1 protein-coding gene is annotated in these 316 nt (G+C 69.6%); it reads left to right on the forward strand.

What is annotated here, in order from left to right:
* Positions 1-11 precede the first annotated feature (11 nt).
* On the forward strand, positions 12-316 hold a 305-nt coding region (grpE, locus tag HKX41_10930; GenBank protein ID NNC24644.1), incomplete at its 3' end, for a nucleotide exchange factor GrpE.

Consider the following 316-nt stretch of genomic DNA (forward strand, 5'->3'; position numbering starts at 1 on the left):
AAGGAACCAGCATGAGCCAAAACGATCCCAACCCCGATCTGAACCTCGAACCCCAGGACACGGCTGGCGCCGGCTTGTCCGAGGTCGAGGCGCTGCGCGCCGAGCTGACTAAGCTGCGCGAGGACTCGCTGCGCGAGCGCGCCGAGCTCGACAACCAGCGCAAGCGCGTGGCCCGCGATATCGAGATGGCGCGCAAGTTCGCCAACGAACGCCTGCTCGGCGACCTGCTGCCGGTGATCGACAGCCTGGAAGCCGGCCTGGCCGCGGCCGGCGGCGACGCCAGCGCGCTGCGCCAGGGCATGGAGCTGACCCTGAG

The sequence above is a fragment of the Salifodinibacter halophilus genome (assembly GCA_012999515.1).
In the GTDB taxonomy this organism is placed as follows: domain Bacteria; phylum Pseudomonadota; class Gammaproteobacteria; order Nevskiales; family Salinisphaeraceae; genus Salifodinibacter; species Salifodinibacter halophilus.